A 16,607-nucleotide genomic window follows, 5' to 3' on the forward strand; every position below is an offset into this window, starting at 1 on the left:
CCCGAAGCGCGAGGCTCCGGGGCTTTCGATCTGTATTGGCTTGCGCCGTCTAGTCGCGCGAGGCGAGCATCATCAGCACGAAGCGGAACATGTTCACGAACATGATGAAGAAGTTCAGCGCGCCCCAGTTGGTCATCACAGCGAGGCTGCGACCATCATGGGCGAGGCTGTAATAGCCTTCCTTCAGTTCCTGGGTCTGCCAGGCAACCAGCACTGCCGAAAGCAGGGCGAAGCCACCGGAGATCATCCATTCCATGCCGGAAGACGGCTCCATGATGCCGAGCATCGGCAGGAACATGTAGATCACGGACACCGCGAACAGCGCCCAGATCGCCATGATGGCAAAGCTGCCAATGGCCGACAGGTCACGCTTGGTGGTGTACCCCCAGAGCGACAGGGCACCGAAGGCCGAGGCCGTGATGAAGAAGGCTTTCGCGATCGTCATGTAGTTCAGGGCCTGGCTGATGCCGCCAGCCGTGGAGTACGACATGCCGGATTTCGCCATGTAGAAATAGACGCCGAGACCAAGACCGACAAAGGTCACGATTGCCCAGTACAGGATGGCCGATCCGGTTGGTGACGGGTTCTTCATGAAGAACATGGACCCAAAAATCAGCGCAATCGGCGCGAAGGCCACCACATAGTAGAGCGGCGTGCCAAAGATCAGCTGTGTCAGCGGCTCCCACGTCCCTGCAGCAAAGGCAAGCAGGCCGGACAGGGCGATGCCAAGGGTCAGTTTCTGATAGACGCCGAGCATGAAGGTGCGGAGGCCCGCATCAATGCTCGCATCCATAGTCCTGCCGCGGGCAACAGTTGAGTTAAAGTCGTTCATTTATCCCTCTTTCGAAAGGCCGGCATGAGCACCATGCCGATTAGCGATAATATGGGTGAAAAGCCCCATGAGTTCAAGGAAAACCGGTTGATAGAGCAGTCTCGCTGTTTCTATCCTAATGCACGATTAAAAAAGGAAATTTGTATGCCTGACACAATGCGCAAGCTCGGCTCTACGGATATTAATGTGACGGCCTGCTGCCTCGGCACGATGACATGGGGCCAGCAGAACACTGAAGAGGAAGGCCACGCGCAGATGGACTATGCCGTCAGCCGCGGCATCAACTTCTTCGATACGGCTGAAATGTATGCCGTTCCGCCCAAGCCGGAGACGCAGGGCCGGACAGAGGAAATCATCGGCACCTGGTTCAGGAAGACCGGCAAGCGCAAGGATATCATTCTCGCCTCGAAGGTATCCGGCCGGTCGCAGATGACCTGGACGCGGGATGGCGATGTGAAACTGACCCGGCAGACGAAGGAGCAGGTCGACGAGGCAGTCGAGAAAAGCCTGAAACGTCTGCAGACCGACTATATCGACCTCTACCAGCTTCACTGGCCGGACCGGCCGGCCGCGACTTTCGGGACGAAGCTCGAACCGCACCACTACGAGGTGGAATTTGAGGCGTTCGAGGACATCCTGTCCCATCTCGACGCGCATGTGAAAGCCGGCCGGATCAGGCATATCGGCCTGTCGAACGAAAACTCTTATGGCGTCATGCGGTTCATCGCCGAGAGCGAGCGCCGCGGCCTTCCGCGCATCCAGTCGATCCAGAACGCCTATAATCTTGTGAACCGGACCTTTGAGGGCGATCTGGAGGAGTGCTGCGTCCGCGAAAAGGTCAGTCTGCTGGCCTATTCGCCGCTCGCGCAGGGCTACCTTACCGGGAAATACAGGGATGGCGCGATCCCCGAGGGCTCACGCAAGCAATTGTTCGACCGGTTGCAAAGATATGAAAAGCCTCACGCAGAGGCTGCCATCAATTCCTATCTCGACCTGGCCGCCAAATATGGGGTCGACCCCGCCCAGTTTGCCCTTCGCTTCTGCGATACAAGGCCGTTCATGGGCTCAACCATTATCGGTGCAACAAGCATGGAGCAGCTGAAGACCTGTATTGATGCATTCGACCTTGAGTGGACGGAAGAGATGGAAAATGACGTGAATGTGCTGCATTTGCGGCAGCCTTCACCTTGCCCATAAGTTAAAAACGAATGTTTGACTTTCTGTCACGCGAGTAGCAGCATGCTGTTGCTGTCGTTACGGCAACAGCGGGATGAACTGCAAACGAAGGGGATAATCCAAATGGCAGATGCATCAGCGTACGCAGACAATATTAAAAAGTACGCAAAGGGATATAATCAGAAGGCGGCCGAGAAGATTGTCGGTCATCTCGGTATTGCACTGCGTAACCGGGACTCGTCACTTGTGTCCTGTTCCGATGAGGGCGAGCTTCAGCGCGTGCGCGAGAAGTTCTGCCGCGGAAAGCTTGGCCTGGCCGTGTCCAACGGGGACATTGACGCGGCTATTGGCAAGATCTGTGAAAAACTGAAGCCGGAAGGCGGAAACAAGTCTCGCGTGACTTTCTACTACCTGCTCGCCGAGCATTTCAAGAAACTGGACGAACTGGCCGGCTAGGCCCGCTACGATCGGCAGACATTGAATTTATTGAGACGCCCGGTCAGGCTGGCCGGGCGTCTTCATTTGAGGCTCCTGAATGATCCGACTTTTCGCTGCCCTGCCCGTGCCCGAAGACGTGATGGACCGGCTTGAGCCGCTCCAGACCGGGCTCAATGGTGCGAGCTGGCGCGGGCGCGAGCATTTCCATATCACGCTCGGCTTTTTCGGAGATGTGGCTGTTCCGGATGCTCAGGAGCTCGACGCGTCGATCGGCGACATCCCGGCGCCGCAGCTTGATCTCGAAATCGAAGGGGTTGGCTGGTTCGGACGCAAGGAGCCGGGGCTGGTCTATGCGACGGTGAAGCGGACCGAGCCCTTGGAGGCGCTTGCCAGGGCGTGCCGGAAAGCGGCGTCGAAAGTGGGGCTGTCGCCGGACGCAAAGCCGTTCCGCCCGCATATCACGCTGGCCTATCTCAATAATGCGCGGCTGGAAGAGGTGATGGCCTGGTCGGAGCGCTGGCAGGTACTCCGGGCTGGGCCATGGACGGCGGACAGGTTCTACATGTTCGAAAGCACACTGCGGCATGGGAAGAAGAGCGTTTATGTGCCGGTGGCGGAGTATCCGCTGGGATAGTCTGGCTCGTATTTTTTACCGTTCTCACGCTGCTTTCACGAAAGCGGTGGGCATCAACCGGGACAAAGCGAGGAAACGGGATCAGTACCTAACGCCCCTGCCGAGGCATTCATTCGCTAAAATCAGTTAGTCGGAAATGGCGGCTGCCGCCGCATTCAAATCCTAAAATCGATCCGCCGGATCGATTTTTTTGCGAAGCAAACCGGATTTGAATGGTGCCGCTAAGGTGACTTGAACACCTGACCCTCGCATTACGAATGCGATGCTCTACCAGCTGAGCTATAGCGGCGAACCGTTCAGAAGGCGCCTCAATACATTTTGATGCCCGTGCTCGCAAGCCCGGTTTTCACAAAGCGCCTGCCTTAATCATCATCATCGGCGCGCGCATAGTCGAGCGGCGGCGATGTCATAGACCTTGCAGCATCTGCGGCGCGTGGCTTGATCGGGGCTGGTGGCTGCGATGGCGGGGTAGGCGTTGGCGTGGTGCGACGCTGCGGCGGGGGCAGGGCGATGTGACGTCCGGCTTCGAGTTCGCGGCCATAGGCTTCGTAGCGCGGATGGACGAGATTGCCCGCATCCCCGAAAGCATAGACGAGGCGCGCCCAGTCGCGGCGCGAATAGTCGAAGGCGGTGCCTTTCGGGTCAATGTCGGACCATTCCGGCTCTCGCGAGGCAGTGACGGCCATGCGGCCCCAGCGATTGGCTTCCGCCTCATCGCCATAGCCGCGCAGGGCTTGTTCCAGAAGCAGGCAGAGGCGCGCGGTCGGGTTTTCCTCGACAAGCTGTGCGAGAACACGGATGGCGTTCATCCAGTCACGCTCAGCCATTGAGATCTCTGCCTTGAGGATACGGCTCTCGCGGGCATCGGGATTGGTCGCGGCGAGCGCTTCGAGACGGGCGATCTGTGATTTTGGCGTGTCGGACGGGTCGAGCCGGCGGCAAAGGTGGGCGAGGGCGGGATGCGGGTTCGCCTTCCAGCCAAGCTCAATGACGCCCTGAGCCGCTTTCAGCTTGCCGTCGAGCATCAGGTGTCGCGCGCCGTGATAGGCGGCTGGCGGGAAGGCCGGTGCCGCCCTGATGGCATCTGCGAGCAGTTTCTGGGCGTCGCGGCGTTCGGCATTGGGCAGGCTGCAGGCAAGCGCTGTGTAAAGGACGGCGCGGCGACGGCGAAGGCTGTCGCCCTTGATGGTCCCGCGCTTTTCCCCAATGGCGAGCGTCTCGAGCGCCTCGCGCCAATGCTCGCGCGCGACCTGGCTGTCGAACAGGGCATTGAACGGCCATTCTGCGTCGGCGCGCATGTCCAGCGCTTCGCGGGCACGGGTCTCGGCGGCAATGACATCGCCGCGCTCGGTTGCAGCGGTGGCAGCGCCCTTGAGGCCTGCAAGCTGGCCGCCGGGAAGACGCGCGAGCTGGCCCCAGGCGCGCTCGGCACCAGACCAGTCATCGGAAATTTCGGCTGTACGTGCTTCGAGGAGGAGTTTCAGCCGCTCATCCTCGGCGTGTTTGGCGGCCTTGTGCGCGTATCGGCGGGCGGCATTAACGTCGCCTGCTTCAGCGGCGAGCAGTCCGTCCGCAAGCGCCTTGTTGGCATGGCGGGTTCTGGAGGCTTCGCGCGATTTCGAGAATCTCGACGGCATTTTCAACAAGCCGGTCAACGCGCCCCAGATCACGGCCATTGCCGCACCAAGCAGGAGCACGGCGAGGATGGCGACAACGAGCTTGAGCTCGATCGTGGTCTCGGGTCCGAGATTGATCAATACGCTTCCCGGCAGCCTTGAGGCCCAGAGCACGGCGACCCCGGCCAGCACAATCAACAGGATGACGAGAAAGAGTATGATCATTGAGCCTGAAGTCCGTCCTCATGTCTGGCCGCTTTGAAATCGCGCAGCTTCTTGGTGTATTTAAGGCGCGAAGTTATTGTTACCAATCGCGATTTGCGCCTGCACAACGCGCCAGCTGCAAAGCCGATGCATTCCGGTCACAGGCCATCACGGCGCAATTTGCGCGCCTTGTCGATCATGACGACCTCGCACCAACCTAATTGTCCGCCAGACCCAGCGTCTGGTCGTCAGCCTTCCTGGCCCGCCGAGATCAGTTTTAGCCGCAAAGTCTCAAGAGATTCTTCAAGACGCGCGCGGCGGCGCGCATCGGCGAGCCAGGTCTGGAAGACGGCCTTAGAATTTGTCGGCAGCGCCTCGATGGAATCGATGGCGACCATCAGGTCGTCGCGGGCAAGAGCGGCCTGTGCGTCAGTGAGAAGATTGCCGGTTTCACTGCCTGAGGCAGAGCGGCGCACGCTGACGGACTCACCGAAAACCGTGTTCACCCAGCCAAGGCCCGACCCGCTTTCAGTGTCGCGGGCGAGAGCGTCGTTCCTCAGGCGGCTGAAACTGGACTTAAGCTCTCCCATGGTCGGAATGGCCACCTTCGACAGACTGGCGAGCGTCGTCACGTCCGGGTCATCCGGGCGGTTGTCGAGAAGCTGCTGATACTTATCCGGGAAGGCTTCCCCGCGTGCTGCAGACGCCTCGATGGCGTCGAGCGCGAGTGATGCGCCGAGGATCAGCGCCGACGCGCGGGAAATATTCTGGGCGTCGGAGCGTGCTTCGCTGATTTCGCTCGAGAGCGCTTCCTGCGCGGTCTGAAGCGCGGCGAAGTCAGCGCGCAGGGTTTCCAGTTCGGCTTTCAGGCTGACGAGTTGTGCATCGCTTGCCCCGCCACTGTCGGCATTGGCGGACTGGAGCGCGGCTTCGATGGCTTCGATACGGGCCGGACTGACCGCACCCGACTGGGCTTCGGAGATCGCGGCAAGCTGTTCTTCCAGGCTGGCGAGCCGCGTATCGAAAGCGGCTGCGTCTTCCGGCAGGTCGGGCACTGGCGCGCGGGCCGTTTCGACAGCAGCGAGTTCGGTTTCAAGGCGTTCGATTTCATCATCGATGCGGTCGATGGTGAGCTCCAGCTGGCTGGAGACGGCACCGAGACGCTCATCCAGCTGCTGCTGGTTGTCGCGGATGTCTGCGAGGCTGGTTTCGGTCGGGCTGGGCAGGCTGGTCTGGGTCAGCAGGCCGGATGACCAGACCGACAGGCCGAGCGCGCCAAGGGCGATGAGGCCAACGAGGGTGAGCGATATCCAGCCGGGGCCGCCGCCAGACCGGGCCGGCTTTTCGTAATTGAGGCTTGGCGCTTTCGGGTCTTCGGCCGGCTCAAACTCGGCATCAATCGGGTCGGAGCCGTGGGTGGGTTGGTCGCTCATCGGTCTACCTCTTGCGCGCTCCCCAGCCGCTTGCAGTGACTATGGCACGATCAGTGATTTGCGAGCACTTTTTCAAGGGCCTCAAGCAGATGATCCTCGTCCGGATGGCTCGCGGCAGTCACACCGCCCGTCTTCACGGCCTGAAGCGGTCTGGCTGCCTGTTCCGAAATCGTGACAAAACTGGTTTTGGATAGATCGAACGCTTTGGCAAGCCCCAGAAAGGCTTCAGCGCCTTTTGACGAATGAATGAGGACGATGGAGGCTTGGTCTGCCTCCAGAGCAACAGCAGCGTCTGGCGCAAGGCTTTCGGCGGGACGGGCTTCATAGAGCGGCACGAAGTCGATCTTGAAGCCTTCGCTTTCGAGCGCCTCTTTCACGACGCCCCTGGATGCCGCGTTTGCGATGTGGAGCAATGTTTTCGGTGTGTGGGCATGCCAGTGATGGGCAATGAAATGGGCAAGGTCATGCGCGTCACCAGAAGACTGGTGGACCGGGGTGAAGGCTTCGCGAACGGCTTCTGATGCTGTCGCCGGGCCGACGCACCAGGCAGGAAGGCCCCGGTCTGCGCTGGCTTCGGCGAAAAAGCGCACACCATTCGCGCTGGTGAAGATGAGACCGGCATAGCGCGAAAGGTCAGGCAGTATTTCGTCCCGCCCAGCAAGTTCCAGGGCCGGTGACAGGATGTGGCTGACACCCATGGCCGTGAGGCGCGCGGCGGTCTGTGCGGCGCCGGGTTCAGCGCGCGTAATGATGATGGTGGGCGGGCCCGCTTCAGTCATCTTCATAGGCGGGAAGGTTTCCGCCCGCTGCGGCGCGGATGCGCTCGCCTGCCGAGCGGCCGAGCTCTGTCATCTCGTCTTCGCTCGCATCTGTCTGGGCGATACCGTGCTCGACCCAGCGCTCAGAGCCATCCGGGCGAAGCACTTCGCCGGAGAATTTCCAGAGATCGTCATGGAAACAGGCATGTCCGCCCATGGCGGTGCGGCAGGACCCGTCAAGCTCGACCAGGAAGGCACGTTCTGCGGTCGCGGCGAGACGGGTCATCGGATCGTCCAGCTTGCGCAGCAGGGCCACGATGTCGCTATCGAGAGCATCGGGCCTTGCGGCAATCGTGATGATGCCCTGACCGGCGGCCGGGATCATTGTCTCGACAGGGACGGGGCTCGCAAGATGCGCCATGTCGAGCCGGGTGAGGCCGGCCATTGCGAGATAGGTTGCCTCAGCCAGGCCATCTTCGAGCTTGCGCAGGCGGGTCTGCACATTGCCGCGAAAGGTCACGATGTTGAGGTCTGGTCGCAGCGCGAGTGTCTGGGACTCGCGGCGCAGGCTCGCCGTACCGACGGTCGCGCCCTCTGGCAGATCTGCAAGCCTCTTGATGCCGTTCACCGTGATGAAGCCGTCGCGGGGGTCTTCGCGTTTCGGATAGGCGAGGAGTTCCTGGCCGTCGGGAATGGCGCCCGGCACATCCTTCAGGCTGTGCACGGCAAGGTCGCACCGGCCATCGTCCACGGCCGCATCGATCTCGCGTGTGAACAGGCCCTTGCCGCCCGCATTGATGAGGCGCTCCGTGGTCAGCTTGTCGCCGCCTGTGGTGAAGGTGACGATCTCGCCGACGACATCGCCGCCAGACAGGCGTTCAATATCGGCGGCGACCTGGCGTGCCTGGACCAGCGCCAGCGGTGAGCCGCGCGTGCCAATCTTCAAACTCTTCTGTGGCGCCTTGCCTGCCGTCATGCTGCCTTTGCCTTGTCCAGTTTCCGCCCTGCTAATGTGTCAGACTTGGTGAAGCAAGACAGCCCGGCTGCGTCATCTGGCACGCCGCATGCGTGTCTTTTCTTAACCCGGATCGGTCAGGATAGAACCTATAATGAAACGCCTTGCCCTTGCATTTGTGCTGATGATCGCCGCCTGCTCGCCTGATGCGCAGGTTGCCGAGGCTGAATCGGCGCCTGCCAAGGCAAGCCCGATCGAGCGCTGCATGAACCTCGGTGGCTCACTGGAAGCGCCGCGGGAGGGCGACTGGGGCTACACGGTTCGCAGGGAAGACCTCGAAAGGTTGAAGGCGGCTGGGTTCGATACAATCCGCCTGCCTGTGAAGTGGAGCGCCCACACCGCGACCAGCAAGCCCTACACCATCGATCCGGCTTTCATGGCGCGGGTGGAGGAGATCGTGGACTGGGCCATTGAAACGGACCTGCAGATCATCATCGATGTGCATCACTATAATGCGATGATGAAGCGCCCGGATGAGGAGCGCCCGCGCCTTGCGGCGATGTGGCGTCAGATTTCAGATGCATTCGAAGGCGCGCCGGACAATGTGATCTTCGAGCTGATCAATGAGCCGAATGAAAAGATGACGGTGCGAAAGACCGACACGGTCAATCGCGAGCTTCTTTCCATTGTGCGCGAAAAGCATCCTGATCGCTGGGTCATCGTCGGCAGTGCCGGCTGGGGCAGCCTGGAAGCACTGCTGAAGAGCCGCCCGCCGCAGGATGACCGAATCATCCTGACCTTCCACAATTACGACCCTTATGACTTTACCCATCAGGGGGCCTTTTTTGCCAATCCGCCCCCGCCAACCGGCAAGCGCTGGGGCACGCGGGAGGACATTGCGCGGATGCAGCTCGGTGCCAAGCAGGCGCGGGCCTTTGCGGTCAAGCAGGGCTATCCGATGTTCGTTGGCGAGTTTGGCGTTTACGAGGACGTGCCGCTCGACCAGCGTGTGAAATGGACCCGCGCTTTTCGCGAAACAGCCGAGGCCAATGGGTTCGGCTGGTGCTACTGGGACTATGCGACAACGTTCAAGGTCTATCGCCTGGACCGCGAGACATGGGTCAATTCCATGCTGGGCGCCCTTATCGACCAGTGATGTCCAAGCCTTTTCGCGGGCGAGCGGAACCTCTATGTGAGCGCGGATGAGCGCGATTACCATTCTCGGGATTGAAACGAGCTGCGATGAGACGGCGGCCGCTGTCCTGCGCCTGGAGGATGGCCGCGCGGCGATCCTGTCGGAAACGGTGCGCAGCCAGGTCGAGGAACACGCGCCCTATGGCGGCGTGGTTCCGGAGATCGCGGCGCGTGCACATGCCGATATTGCAGACCGCGTTGTCGAGGTCGCCTTGAAGGAAAGCGGCCTTGCCTTGTCAGAGCTTGATGGCATAGCAGCCACGTCCGGGCCCGGCCTGATTGGCGGCGTGATGGTTGGCATGATGACCGGCAAGGCAATGGCGCTCGCATCCGGCAAGCCGTTCATTCCCGTCAATCACCTCGAAGGCCATGCGCTGAGCCCGCGCCTCGCCGAAGACTGCGCCTTTCCGTACATGCTCCTGCTGGTCTCTGGGGGGCATTGCCAGTTCATTCGTGTCGATGGTCTCGGTGCCTATCAGCGGCTTGGCACGACGATCGATGATGCGGCCGGAGAGGCCTTCGACAAGCTTGCAAAGCTGCTGAACCTCGGCTTTCCTGGCGGACCAGCGGTGGAGCGCGCGGCGACGTCCGGAGACGAGACGCGCTATCCGCTGCCGCGCCCGCTGATGGACCGTGATGGGCTCGACATGAGCTTTGCCGGGCTGAAGACGGCGGCAGCGCGGATCATTGAGGCTGAAGACCTTTCAGACCAGGACGTCGCGGACCTCTGCGCGAGCTATCAGCGCGCAATCGCCGACTGTCTCTCGGCGAGGGCTGACCGGGCGATGGAGCGATTTGATGGCGACCGGCTGGTCGTCGCGGGCGGCGTGGCGGCCAATCAGACAATCAGGGCTGCGCTGGACGCGGTTGCCGCCCGTCATGGGGCAAGCCTCATCGCTCCGCCGTTGAAGCACTGTACCGACAATGCCGCAATGATCGCGCTGGCCGGCGCGGAGCGTCTCGCGGCAGGCCTTGTGGCAGAGGACAGTCTTGCGTTCACCGCGCGTCCGCGCTGGCCGCTTGATGAAGAGAGCGCAGCCAGCAACCCGGTTTATGGCAGCGGAAAGCGCGGCGCGAAGGCCTGATCAGGCCTGCAGCAGTTTCAGGAGGCGCTGGGCCTGTTCAGTCGAGAAGCCGGGCTTGAGCGGCGCGCGCATGATAAGCAGATTGTGCCAGGCCGGAGCCATGAGCAGGTTCACCGCTTCATCAAGGTCATAGTCGCGGCGGACCTTATGCTTGGCGGCAAGCTCGGCGAGGATAAGCCTCAGCGGCGCACGGACATTGGCCTTCAGCCAGCCGCGCCATGTTTCGCCTGCTTCCTTCTCATCGGCAGCTGCCATCATCGCGCCGCGCAGGACGGCATGGCCATTGCCGGTGCGGGTTGCGGTCTCGAATGGCATCAGCAGGGACGCGATGCGCTCAACAGGATCAGTGCTGCCTGGAGAGGCGGGCTGGAGAAGAGCGGTCGCCGCCTCCATGCACATGTTTCCTGTCGCCGGCCACCAGCGATAGATCGTCTGTTTGGACGCGTGTGCCGTCCGGGCGATTCCATCCACCGACAGCTTGCGCCAGCCACTGCTCGCCAGTTCCTCACGTGTCGCTTCCAGAATCGCGGCGCGGGATGCTTCGCTGCGGCGTGGCCCCTGACGCCGCCGGGGTGTCTTTTTCTTTTTCGGTTTGGTTTCGCTCTCGGCCAAGATGAGGCTCCATGATCCGGCGGGTTCAGTGCTATTTATGGCGATCATACTTGCCAAAAGTTTGACGAAAGTGAACGGGGCGTCTCACATCGGATTGCACAATTAATGTTGGGCGTTTATTTCGGGCGCAAATTGAACAGAAGGATCATGCAATGAGGACTCCGGAAGAGTTGAAGGATGGCTACCGCGCATTCCGCCGTGGCACGTACAAGCACCAGGCACGCCTCTATGAGGAGCTTGGCCGTGGTCAGGACCCAGACATCATGATCATTGCCTGCGCTGACAGCCGCGCCGAACCGGCCGACATCTTTAATGCAGCGCCGGGCCAGCTCTTCGTGGTGCGGAACGTGGCCAATCTCGTGCCGCCTTATGACCAGGGCGGCGGCCTGCACGGCGTCAGTGCCGCGCTGGAGTTTGCGGTCACGGCGCTGGAGGTCAAGCACATCCTGATCATGGGCCATGGCGGCTGCGGCGGTGTGAATGCCTCTTTGTCCGCGGCGAAGGACAGACCGGTCGGGCAGTTCATCGCGCCGTGGGTCAGCCTGCTGGATGAAGCCCGTGACGAGGTGCTCAAGAAGGGGGCCGCGGACAATCAGAGAGCATTGGAATTTGCCGGGATCGGAACGTCGATCCGCAATCTGATGAGCTTCCCATTCGTCCGGGAGCGCGTCGAGGCGGGCAAGCTGGAGCTGCATGGAGCCTGGTTTGCGATCGCGCATGGTGAGCTGCACTGGCGTGACCCGGCTACGGGTGAGTTTTCGGTGGTCGAGGCCTGAGGCCAGCGTTTCAGGACTGGCTGGTCGCCCAGACCGCAAAAGCCGCAGACCCGACCATCAAGGCGGCAGCGCCGCGATTGAACCATGTCGCGAAGGCCGGACTGGCGAAGTTTTTTGCCATCCGGTCCGCCGCTGCTGCATAGATTGAAAGCCCGAACATCTCGCTGAAGGTAATCGTTGCGAGGGCGATGAGGATCTGCTGCAGCATGGGCGAGCTGGCGTCAAAATAACCCGGCAACAGCGCGCCGAAGAAGACAAGCGCATTCGGATTGGCGAGCTGCAGGCCGAGCCCCTTGCCGAACAGGGCCGCCCGTTTCGGCATGGCTTCGCGCGAGAGCCGCAGGTCGCGCGGCCTGGAATGTAGAAGGCCGACTGCGAGCCAGATGATGAAGGCAAGGCCGGCAAGTTTCAGGATAAGGAAAGCGGACGGAAACTGTGTGGCGATGGCCGCCGCACCGCCGGCTGCAAGTCCGATCCAGACAAAGTTTGCCGACGATACGCCTATGGCAGGCAGCATCGCCGGACGAAAGCCGTAGCGCAGCGAGGAAGACACGACGAGCATCACCGCCGGACCCGGTGTCAGTCCACCAGCCAGAAACAGGCCGATCAGGGCGAGCCAGACACTGAACTCCAATTGCGGTCAGTCCCGTTCAGCCTTCCGGCTTGTAACGCTCGATCGACGCGCTGATCAGCTCTCGCGCGCGGTCCACGCCTTCTACGCCCTGAACCTTCACCCACTTATTAGGCTCCATGTCTTTGTAGTGCGTGAAGAAGTGGACAATGCGGTCGACCAGGATTTCCGGCAGGTCGGTATAGTTCTGTACCTTTTCGTAGAAGCGTGTGAGCTTCTGGTGGGGCACGGCGAGAATTTTCTCATCCTGGCCGCCATCGTCTTCCATCAGGAGCACACCGACAGGACGGGCACGGACAACGGCGCCCGGCACAAGCGCGCGCTGGCCGACAACCATGACGTCGATCGGGTCGCCATCAAGGCTCAGCGTGTGCGGAACGAAGCCGTAATTGCAGGGATAGCGCATGGAGGTGTACAGAAACCGGTCCACGAACATGGCACCTGAGGCCTTGTCGATTTCATATTTGATGGGTTCGCCGCCAAGCGGGACTTCAATGATCACATTGAGATCGTGGGGCGGGTTCTGCCCGGATGAGATTTTGCTGATATCCATGGGTCGTGCTCTCTGGCCAATTCTGTTGCGCTGCACTGCACAAGCCGTGCCGGAGCGTCAAGGGCGCAGTGTGTATTGGGTTTGGAAAACTTCGAAATTGGCCCTAAGACTTCCATTACAGTGAAGAGAGGATCCCAGCGCCCATGTTTCGTATAGCAACCAGCCTGCTTACAACGGCGGCGATTTGCGCGCCGGCATTTGGTCAGTCCCTGAACTCTGCTGCTGAAAAAACCGCAGCCTGCCTGCAGGTCGCGGATGCTGGTGAACGCCTTGCCTGTTTCGACAATGCGGCACCGGCCCTGTCGCGCGCACTGAAAGACCAGCCGATTACCTTGCCGTCGAGGTCCGATGCAGCGCCCGCGCCGGCGGCGACCCCTGCGCCTGCCCAGCCAGACCTGCCGAAATGGGCCGATGCGCCTGCCGCCGAAGCGCCGGCTGCCGCGGTTGCCTCCACAGCGCCGGAAGCCGAACCGGGGACGCCGCTCTGGGCGCGCCTGATGCCACGCAGCGATGATGCTGACGAGGTCGACGAGATCAGTGTTTCGGTCACCCGCATCCTGCGAAACAATGTCGGGCGTCACTTCTTCCTGACCTCGGACGGCCAGGAATGGGAGCAGACCATCGTCGAGCCGGTGAAGCCGCCAAAGGGCCTGCCGGCGAAAGCGACAATATCCGAAAGCTTCATCGGCAGCCCAACGCTGTCGTTCGACGATGGACCTGCGGGTGCCTACAAGGTTCGCCGCACCAAATAGGCTGCCCCTTACCCGGCCAGCCCGAAATTGAAGCTGATCGATATGCGTGCTTCGTCGGTGCGGCTCGCCATGACTTCGTGGCGCAGCCAGCTTTCCCACATCAGGACATCTCCAGCCTGCGGCGTCACATAGATGAAGCGCTTGAGAGCATCCGGCACCTCATCCTTCAGCGGTGGGGCGCCCATCATCATGGCGAGGCGCGGATCCTCGAACCGGATATCGCCCGAGCCCGGAGGCATGGCGATATAATATGTTCCCGAAATCACGCTGCCGGGATGGATATGGCCGGAATGAGCACCGCCATCCCCCAGGATGTTGATCCAGAGGGCGTCCAGGCTGAGGCCTTTGCGGGGGAGCTCCCAGTGAAGCTCCTTCGCAAAGCCGGTCGCGAGTCTGGTGAGCGCTTCGGCGAGAGAGGCGAAAGCTGGGGCCCTGTCTGGCAGATCGTCCAGCGACGCGTAGGAGGTGTAGCCGGGATAGCCTTTCTCCTCGCACCAGGCGTGGCCGGCGCGGTCGCCCTCTTCAATCATCCAGCAGGCCGCTTCTGCGTCTTCCAGGAAAGCCTCATCGCCATGGCGGGACTGGAACAAGTGTGTCGGAAACAGGAGGCGGGTGGTCATACCCCTGCTTTAGAGGCGGCGGCCTAGTCCGTGAAGATGTCTTTGATGGGTGGCTGGGAAAACACCAGCCGTGCTGCGCCCGTTGTTTCGCCGGGGCGAAAGGTGATGCGGTCATTTTCGACCGCCAGCACCTGTTCGCTCCCATCGGTCTTCTGCACCACGCCTGTCGTCTCTGGCGAAACGAAAAAGATGACGCCCTTCATCTTTGGCGCGACCATTGACAGCGGACCGGCCTTCTTGCGGATGACGAGGTTCACCTGCTCGATTGACGTGTTGATATCGACGACAGGAACAGGGCCGGACAGGTCGAGCTTCGGCGTCGGTTCGGCATTGATGGCACCGCCGCCCTTTGGCAGTGTCGTCATGACCATAGGGTCGGCGTCAAGATAGGGGGCAATTTCGCTGACGTCGATCCGGCCCAATTCGTCGCGCGGCAGGTCGATGCGCTTGCCGTCTGGCTCGATCCATAGGCCGAAATCCTTCAGGGCCGGATCGTCGGCGGAAACGACATAGTCCATTTCGAGGTGTGAGCGGTCGCTGTTGGGGATGGCGAGAAAGTCGCCCAAGCCGTCAAAAAGGGTCGACATTTTTGCGGCCGGCCGCGCTTCCTGAGCGTTTGCCAGGCCAGCAGACCCGGCAATGCCGATCAGCGCAATTATCAAGAAACGCATTCTGCACCTCCCATGTCAGGGCAATTGGATCGCCCTTTCACGGAAGGTGCAAATTAGCGTTCAGCAATTTTACTCTACTGGCTTCACGAATTTGAGGGTCATCCGGTCGGATTCGCCAATCGCGGCATAAACGGCCGGGTCAAAGCCCTCCGGCGTGTTGCCATCGCGGTCAGCAGTTCGCGATACCGGCGGCAGCGTCCACACACCAAACGGGTGATCGGCCGTATCTGCAGGATTGGCATTGATTTCGCTGGAAGCTTCAAACTCAAACCCAGCGGCCTCTGCCAGCGCTTTGACATAGTCTTCATGCACATAACCGGTCGGTGCAGAAGGATCCTGCTCGGCAGACGAAGGCAGGCGGTGCTCCACAACACCGAGCACGCCGCCCGGCTTGAGGACGGCATAGGCGTCGCTGAAGAACTTGTCGGCATAATCCCCGCCCATCCAGTTATGGACATTGCGGAAAGTCAGGACGGTGTCGACACTTTCAGGCTCGCCGAGCGGGCCGGATTCGGAGTCATAGGTGGTGTACTGGATCTCACCGAACGTGTCGGGGAATTCGGCATAGTTTGCCTTGAAGGCCTCGAGGGACGAGGCGGCGCGTTCGGAGCGTTCCGGACTCACCCAGGCAGCGATGAGCTGGCCGCCATTGGCGTGCAGGTATGGCGCGAGCAAATTGGTGTACCAGCCGCCGCCGGGCCATATCTCGATGACGGTCTCGTCTCCGGCAACGTCGAAGAATTCGAGCGTTTCGGCTGGGTGGCGATACTGGTCGCGCGCGATTTCACCCTCTGTGCGCCAGCTGCCTGCCATCGCATCGGCAATGGTGAAGCCCGCCGCATCGGCGGTCTCACTCGGCGTGTCGGACGTTTCGGCCGGTGGCGGCGGTGCGGCAGGTGTATCCTCAACGCCAGTGTCATTGCTGCAGCCAGCTGCTGCCAGAGTCAGTAGGCTTGCGCCCAAAATCCATCTCATTGCGTCCTCCTTTAGAGACTTGAACAACTCTTCCTGCCTACCCAAATACTTCTTGTCTAGGCGCTGCCAAGCAGGCCTGGACCGGTAGTCTGCCGGTGCCGATGAACGGGCCGGAGCAACAGATGAGCCGCAAATATGATGGTCCGACCCTGTCGGACACAGTTGCTTAGAGAGGACTGTAAGTCATGAGTACGATAGATCTCACCCCCCTTTACCGCACCATGGTTGGCTTTGACCGCATGGCCAATCTGATCGATTCGGCGAGCCGTCTTGATGGCGCTCAGGGCTATCCACCCTACAATATCGAGCGTGTTGCCGATGATGCCTTTGCCATCGAAATTGCCGTGGCAGGCTTCGGTGAAGAGGATCTCGAAATCGAGACGAATGAAAACCTGCTGACGATTGCCGGAAAGAAGGTTCAGGACGAGGATGCTGAAGAGCGCCAGTTCCTGCATCGCGGCATTGCCGAGCGTGGATTCCTTCGCCGGTTCCAGCTTGCCGATCACGTGATTGTGACCGGCGCGAGCCTCAAGAATGGCCTGCTCCGTGTCGATCTCGTCCGCGAGCTGCCGGAAGCCAAGAAGCCCCGCAAGATCGAAATCGGTTCAACGACGACCAAAAAGTCGAAGCCGAAACTGATCCAGGGCGAAAAGGTCTCCGCCGCCTAGGCGTCGAACCTTTCCTGACAGGAA

The 16,607-nt window shown here is 61.0% G+C and carries 19 protein-coding genes and 1 tRNA gene; 8 read left to right on the forward strand and 12 right to left on the reverse strand.

What is annotated here, in order from left to right; genetic code table 11:
* Positions 1-49: 49 nt before the first annotated feature.
* On the reverse strand, positions 50-832 hold the full coding sequence (locus B8746_RS05935; protein WP_233123969.1) for a Bax inhibitor-1/YccA family protein: 783 nt from the start codon (positions 830-832) through the stop codon (positions 50-52).
* A 144-nt stretch (positions 833-976) separates the two neighbouring features.
* Here B8746_RS05935 and B8746_RS05940 point away from each other — a divergent pair, with 144 nt between their 5' ends.
* The 3 genes from B8746_RS05940 to thpR all read left to right on the forward strand — a co-directional run bounded on the left by B8746_RS05940 (position 977) and on the right by thpR (position 3,080).
* Complete coding sequence (locus B8746_RS05940) at positions 977-2,029, forward strand: aldo/keto reductase (protein WP_095380829.1); 1,053 nt, start codon at positions 977-979, stop codon at positions 2,027-2,029.
* Between the two features lie 102 nt (positions 2,030-2,131).
* Complete coding sequence (locus B8746_RS05945) at positions 2,132-2,464, forward strand: DUF2853 family protein (protein WP_084392451.1); 333 nt, start codon at positions 2,132-2,134, stop codon at positions 2,462-2,464.
* Positions 2,465-2,543: 79 nt separating this feature from the next.
* Positions 2,544-3,080 (forward strand): RNA 2',3'-cyclic phosphodiesterase, encoded by a 537-nt coding sequence (thpR, locus tag B8746_RS05950; protein ID WP_084392453.1) that lies wholly within the window; start codon positions 2,544-2,546, stop codon positions 3,078-3,080.
* Between the two features lie 213 nt (positions 3,081-3,293).
* Here the strand turns inward: thpR and B8746_RS05955 are convergent.
* From B8746_RS05955 to hemC, 5 genes are all read right to left on the reverse strand, one after another.
* A tRNA-Thr gene (locus B8746_RS05955) sits at positions 3,294-3,369 on the reverse strand.
* A gap of 73 nt (positions 3,370-3,442) precedes the next feature.
* Positions 3,443-4,921 (reverse strand): heme biosynthesis protein HemY, encoded by a 1,479-nt coding sequence (locus B8746_RS05960; RefSeq protein WP_084392456.1) that lies wholly within the window; start codon positions 4,919-4,921, stop codon positions 3,443-3,445.
* A gap of 227 nt (positions 4,922-5,148) precedes the next feature.
* A complete protein-coding gene (locus B8746_RS05970) occupies positions 5,149-6,333 on the reverse strand; it encodes a COG4223 family protein (RefSeq protein ID WP_084392461.1) in 1,185 nt (394 codons plus the stop codon).
* Between the two features lie 50 nt (positions 6,334-6,383).
* Complete coding sequence (locus B8746_RS05975; protein ID WP_084392463.1) at positions 6,384-7,118, reverse strand: uroporphyrinogen-III synthase; 735 nt, start codon at positions 7,116-7,118, stop codon at positions 6,384-6,386.
* Complete coding sequence (hemC, locus tag B8746_RS05980) at positions 7,105-8,067, reverse strand: hydroxymethylbilane synthase (protein ID WP_084392465.1); 963 nt, start codon at positions 8,065-8,067, stop codon at positions 7,105-7,107. The genes B8746_RS05975 and hemC overlap by 14 nt, the downstream gene beginning before the upstream one ends.
* Before the next feature lie 133 nt (positions 8,068-8,200).
* On the opposite strand from hemC, the gene B8746_RS05985 reads away from it, so the two are divergent.
* The gene (locus tag B8746_RS05985; protein ID WP_084392467.1) at positions 8,201-9,202 is read left to right on the forward strand and encodes a glycoside hydrolase family 5 protein; all 1,002 of its coding nucleotides are present in this window, start codon (positions 8,201-8,203) and stop codon (positions 9,200-9,202) included.
* Between the two features lie 55 nt (positions 9,203-9,257).
* Positions 9,258-10,325 (forward strand): tRNA (adenosine(37)-N6)-threonylcarbamoyltransferase complex transferase subunit TsaD, encoded by a 1,068-nt coding sequence (gene tsaD, locus B8746_RS05990; protein WP_084393146.1) that lies wholly within the window; start codon positions 9,258-9,260, stop codon positions 10,323-10,325.
* Here the strand turns inward: tsaD and B8746_RS05995 are convergent, their stop codons facing one another.
* The gene (locus tag B8746_RS05995; RefSeq protein WP_233123971.1) at positions 10,326-10,937 is read right to left on the reverse strand and encodes a TetR/AcrR family transcriptional regulator; all 612 of its coding nucleotides are present in this window, start codon (positions 10,935-10,937) and stop codon (positions 10,326-10,328) included.
* Positions 10,938-11,089: 152 nt separating this feature from the next.
* On the opposite strand from B8746_RS05995, the gene B8746_RS06000 reads away from it, so the two are divergent.
* Positions 11,090-11,713, forward strand: a complete 624-nt coding sequence (locus tag B8746_RS06000) for a carbonic anhydrase (RefSeq protein ID WP_084392473.1) — start codon at positions 11,090-11,092, stop codon at positions 11,711-11,713.
* Positions 11,714-11,723: 10 nt separating this feature from the next.
* Here B8746_RS06000 and B8746_RS06005 read toward each other — a convergent pair whose 3' ends face one another.
* Together B8746_RS06005 and ppa are read right to left on the reverse strand one after the other, a co-directional pair.
* Positions 11,724-12,347 (reverse strand): LysE family translocator, encoded by a 624-nt coding sequence (locus B8746_RS06005; protein WP_084392475.1) that lies wholly within the window; start codon positions 12,345-12,347, stop codon positions 11,724-11,726.
* 16 nt (positions 12,348-12,363) lie between these two features.
* Positions 12,364-12,897 (reverse strand): inorganic diphosphatase, encoded by a 534-nt coding sequence (ppa, locus tag B8746_RS06010; RefSeq protein ID WP_084392478.1) that lies wholly within the window; start codon positions 12,895-12,897, stop codon positions 12,364-12,366.
* 143 nt (positions 12,898-13,040) lie between these two features.
* On the opposite strand from ppa, the gene B8746_RS06015 reads away from it, so the two are divergent.
* Entirely contained in the window at positions 13,041-13,649 is a 609-nt protein-coding gene (locus B8746_RS06015; protein WP_084392481.1) for a hypothetical protein, read from the forward strand.
* 8 nt (positions 13,650-13,657) lie between these two features.
* Here the strand turns inward: B8746_RS06015 and B8746_RS06020 are convergent, their stop codons facing one another.
* From B8746_RS06020 to B8746_RS06030, 3 genes are all read right to left on the reverse strand, one after another.
* Positions 13,658-14,269: a TIGR02466 family protein gene (locus B8746_RS06020; protein ID WP_084392483.1), complete on the reverse strand. Its 612-nt coding sequence runs from the start codon at positions 14,267-14,269 to the stop codon at positions 13,658-13,660.
* A gap of 23 nt (positions 14,270-14,292) precedes the next feature.
* Positions 14,293-14,940 carry a hypothetical protein gene (locus B8746_RS06025; RefSeq protein WP_084392485.1) on the reverse strand — a complete coding sequence of 216 codons (648 nt, stop codon included), beginning with the start codon at positions 14,938-14,940 and terminating at the stop codon, positions 14,293-14,295.
* Between the two features lie 69 nt (positions 14,941-15,009).
* On the reverse strand, positions 15,010-15,915 hold the full coding sequence (locus B8746_RS06030; protein ID WP_084392488.1) for a class I SAM-dependent methyltransferase: 906 nt from the start codon (positions 15,913-15,915) through the stop codon (positions 15,010-15,012).
* 185 nt (positions 15,916-16,100) lie between these two features.
* Between B8746_RS06030 and B8746_RS06035 the strand changes: the two genes are divergently transcribed.
* Positions 16,101-16,583 (forward strand): Hsp20 family protein, encoded by a 483-nt coding sequence (locus B8746_RS06035; protein WP_084392490.1) that lies wholly within the window; start codon positions 16,101-16,103, stop codon positions 16,581-16,583.
* The last annotated feature ends 24 nt before the right edge of the window (positions 16,584-16,607 follow it).

Origin of the sequence: Henriciella pelagia, from assembly GCF_002088945.1 — a bacterium.
GTDB classification, from domain to species: Bacteria; Pseudomonadota; Alphaproteobacteria; order Caulobacterales; family Hyphomonadaceae; genus Henriciella; species Henriciella pelagia.

Coding starts and splice junctions, on each gene's coding strand:
- B8746_RS06015 (WP_084392481.1), top strand. CDS start 13,041: ATGTTTCGTATAGCAACCAGCCTGCTTACAACGGCGGCGATTTGCGCG.
- B8746_RS05975 (WP_084392463.1), bottom strand. CDS start 7,118: ATGAAGATGACTGAAGCGGGCCCGCCCACCATCATCATTACGCGCGCT.
- B8746_RS05960 (WP_084392456.1), bottom strand. CDS start 4,921: ATGATCATACTCTTTCTCGTCATCCTGTTGATTGTGCTGGCCGGGGTC.
- B8746_RS05945 (WP_084392451.1), top strand. CDS start 2,132: ATGGCAGATGCATCAGCGTACGCAGACAATATTAAAAAGTACGCAAAG.
- B8746_RS05985 (WP_084392467.1), top strand. CDS start 8,201: ATGAAACGCCTTGCCCTTGCATTTGTGCTGATGATCGCCGCCTGCTCG.
- B8746_RS05935 (WP_233123969.1), bottom strand. CDS start 832: ATGAACGACTTTAACTCAACTGTTGCCCGCGGCAGGACTATGGATGCG.
- B8746_RS06035 (WP_084392490.1), top strand. CDS start 16,101: ATGAGTACGATAGATCTCACCCCCCTTTACCGCACCATGGTTGGCTTT.
- hemC (WP_084392465.1), bottom strand. CDS start 8,067: ATGACGGCAGGCAAGGCGCCACAGAAGAGTTTGAAGATTGGCACGCGC.
- B8746_RS06000 (WP_084392473.1), top strand. CDS start 11,090: ATGAGGACTCCGGAAGAGTTGAAGGATGGCTACCGCGCATTCCGCCGT.
- ppa (WP_084392478.1), bottom strand. CDS start 12,897: ATGGATATCAGCAAAATCTCATCCGGGCAGAACCCGCCCCACGATCTC.
- B8746_RS05970 (WP_084392461.1), bottom strand. CDS start 6,333: ATGAGCGACCAACCCACCCACGGCTCCGACCCGATTGATGCCGAGTTT.
- B8746_RS06020 (WP_084392483.1), bottom strand. CDS start 14,269: ATGACCACCCGCCTCCTGTTTCCGACACACTTGTTCCAGTCCCGCCAT.
- B8746_RS06030 (WP_084392488.1), bottom strand. CDS start 15,915: ATGAGATGGATTTTGGGCGCAAGCCTACTGACTCTGGCAGCAGCTGGC.
- B8746_RS06025 (WP_084392485.1), bottom strand. CDS start 14,940: ATGCGTTTCTTGATAATTGCGCTGATCGGCATTGCCGGGTCTGCTGGC.
- B8746_RS05940 (WP_095380829.1), top strand. CDS start 977: ATGCCTGACACAATGCGCAAGCTCGGCTCTACGGATATTAATGTGACG.
- thpR (WP_084392453.1), top strand. CDS start 2,544: ATGATCCGACTTTTCGCTGCCCTGCCCGTGCCCGAAGACGTGATGGAC.